We start from the raw sequence: 2,945 nt of genomic DNA on the forward strand, positions 1-2,945 counted from the left end.
ACGCCAGAACGCGCAACTCCGGTCAGCTCACATTGCCGGGTCAGCGGCAGGGGTTCGGCAGTGCCTACCCAGGCACGGCGCACGTCTACGGGCTGATGCCGGACTTTTTTTAAGCCAGTCGAGTTCCATCTTCAATCGCCCGATCTCGGAATACAGTCGCTCGGGACTGGCCGATGGATCAACCGGTTTCGGGCCACGCTTGGCATCAAACAGGCTGGCTGCTTGAGCTTGCAGCGCTTGCTTCCACAAACCCACTTGCGTTGGGTGCACCCCAAATTCCTGACCAATTTCATTCACAGTCTTAATTCCACGGATCGCTTCAAGGGCGACCTTGGCCTTGAACTCACCACTGAAATGCTTGCGCTTCGTTTCACTCACAACCTGCTCCTTTTTAAGGCAGGCTACCATCTTAATTTAATGTCTGGAAATCGGGGTCCACTATAGTCCTGCGTCTGAGCTTGCAGCGAATTATTCCATCGCCCCGGTTTCTGTCGAACTGGACTGAGCAGAACAGGCTTCAATGGGCACGACACCATCACCAAAATGCAGCCGCAAGGGCAGGGGCCGGTCGGATTCGACCAAGGCTGATCGCAATGCTGCCGCGCGCCAGATCAGGCCGGATTCCGCTTCGACCAGACTATACCCGCGCTCAAGTACCCGCTGCGGGCTCAGGGCGGTCAGCACACCGAACGCCTGTTCGAGCCGTTGCTTCTGGCGAACGAGTCCCTGCCGACCGATCTCATGCAATCGCGCGGTCAAACGCTCCGTTTCCTGCTGGCGCTGCTCGATCTGTCGCCGCACGATCGAGGGGCGCAAGCCCGCCGCCAGCCGCAACCAATCCTGCCGCTGTGCGGCCATCTGCCGATCAATGGCCTGCTGTAGCCGCCAGCGCATCTGTTCGAGTCGACTGTGATTCTGGCGGACCCAATGCACAGGACTGCGTTGCTGCAATCGATGCGTCAATGCCTGCACCCGGCCGAGGCGCTCCTGCCAGAGCGAACGAATCGCCCGCTGCAACCGCAGGCTGAGCATCATTTGGTGATGAAGCTGCGGTAACCAGCGCTGGCGCTGCTGGCGAAGCCGGTTCAGATTGCTGTCCAGGCGTTGCCCTGCCTCGTTCAATCGATCTTCGATCAACCGGTTTATCTGCTGGTGCCGCAGAATCAGCGCGGCCTGCAATTCGCTTAAGGTAATAGGGGTCGCCAGTTCGGCCGCCGCCGTCGGTGTCGCCGCCCTGACATCCGCCACAAAATCGCTGATCGTGAAATCGATTTCGTGACCGACACCACTGATAACGGGGACCGGGCAGGCCGCAATCGCACGGGCCAGCGCTTCATCGTTGAATGCCCACAGATCACTCATCGATCCGCCGCCGCGCACGAGCAGCACAACATCAAACCCCGAATCGCTCGTGATACCTCGCACCGCATTGGTGAGTTCAGCCGCTGCCGTTTCACCTTGCACCGCCACCGGAATCAGGTTGATTTCAACCAAGGGCAGCCGCCGGATCAAGGTGGAAACCACATCCTGCAGCGCGGCGCCTACAGCGGAAGAAATCACCACGATCCGGCGAGGTAATCGGGGGATTGCGCGCTTGCGTGCAACGTCGAACAAGCCTTCGGCAAAGAGTTTTTTCTTCAAGGCTTCGAACAGGACGGCCAATTGGCCATCACCGGCTAACTCAACCCCGGTCACGATGAGTTGGTAATCACCGCGCGGGGCGTACAGCGATACCGAACCCCGCACAACCACGGCATCGCCATTGGCGAACGCGGTCTTCACGCGCATGGCCTGCGCGCGAAACAGCGCGCAGCGCACTTCGGCCTGTTGATCCTTCAGCGAAAAATACACATGCCCCGACGCGGCCCGGGTCAGCGAGCGCACCTCACCCTGAACCATGACGCCACTTAAATTGGCTTCAAGTATCTGTTTGGCCATGGCGTTGAGGGAAGTAACGGAAAGAATCGCACTCATATGCAACTCACGGTAGATTCACGGATAGGCGCAGTGCCAAAGCCAGCAAGGTCAGCAACAGTACCGGCGTAGTGAGTATCAAGCCGACTTTGAAGTAATACTCCCATGAAATCACGATCTGCTTGCGCGCCAGCACATGCAACCACAATAGCGTCGCCAGACTGCCGATGGGCGTGAACTTCGGCCCGAGATCACAGCCGATGATATTGGCGTAAACCATCGCCAGATGCGTCGTGCCGCTGGCTTGGGTACCGTCGATCGCCAAGGTTCCCATAAGCACGGCGGGCATATTGTTGAGCACGGCGGACAAAACCGCCATGGTAAACCCTGTGCCGAGCGTAGCGCCCCACAACCCGAGGTGGGCCAGTTGATCGAACCAGAGCGTCAACCCGTCGGTCAGGCCGGCGTTTTTCAGTCCATAGACAACGAGATACATGCCCAGCGAAAAGATCACCACTTGCCACGGCGCCTGGATCAATACGGTGCGGGTGTTGATTTGTGCGCCCCGCCGCGCAATCAGCCACAGTATGAACGCGCCGATTGCGGCCACCAGACTGATAGGCACCCCCCAACCATCCAGCACAAAAAACCCGAACAATAGCCAGGCCAAAACCCACCAACCGGCGCGGAATACGGATCGGTCAATAATGGCTTTATCAGGCAGATCCAATTCATCGCAGGCATAGGTTTCTGGGATCGAGCGTCGAAAATACAGCCACAACACACTTAAGGAGGCGAGCACGGAAACCAGAGTAACCGGCACCATGACGGCGGCATAGTCGGCAAATCCCAACTTGAAATAGTCGGCGACCACGATATTGACGAGATTAGAAATCACCAGCGGCATACTCGCCGTATCGGCGATAAATCCGGCGGCCATCACAAAGGCGAGCGTGGCCAGCGGGTTCATGCGTAATGCCAACAGAATACCGATCACGATCGGGGTGAGAATCAGCGCCGCGCCGTCATTG

At 58.3% G+C, this 2,945-nt stretch carries 3 protein-coding genes; all 3 read right to left on the reverse strand.

Annotated features, from left to right (window positions below; translation table 11 throughout):
• Window positions 1–27: 27 nt before the first annotated feature.
• Window positions 28–378 (reverse strand): helix-turn-helix domain-containing protein, encoded by a 351-nt coding sequence (locus M7R55_RS02880; RefSeq protein ID WP_298218349.1) that lies wholly within the window; start codon window positions 376–378, stop codon window positions 28–30.
• Window positions 379–468: 90 nt separating this feature from the next.
• Window positions 469–1,974 (reverse strand): exodeoxyribonuclease VII large subunit, encoded by a 1,506-nt coding sequence (gene xseA / locus M7R55_RS02885; RefSeq protein ID WP_298218352.1) that lies wholly within the window; start codon window positions 1,972–1,974, stop codon window positions 469–471.
• A 7-nt stretch (window positions 1,975–1,981) separates the two neighbouring features.
• Window positions 1,982–2,945, reverse strand: a 964-nt coding sequence (arsB, locus tag M7R55_RS02890) for an arsenical efflux pump membrane protein ArsB (protein WP_298218354.1), incomplete at its 5' end; no start/stop codon positions are given.

The organism is Halothiobacillus sp. (assembly GCF_027346185.1).
Classification (GTDB): Bacteria; Pseudomonadota; Gammaproteobacteria; order Halothiobacillales; family Halothiobacillaceae; genus Halothiobacillus.

Bases quoted from the DNA above. Each gene is read 5' to 3' on its own strand.
- xseA (WP_298218352.1), bottom strand. From the start codon at position 1,974: ATGAGTGCGATTCTTTCCGTTACTTCCCTCAACGCCATGGCCAAACAG.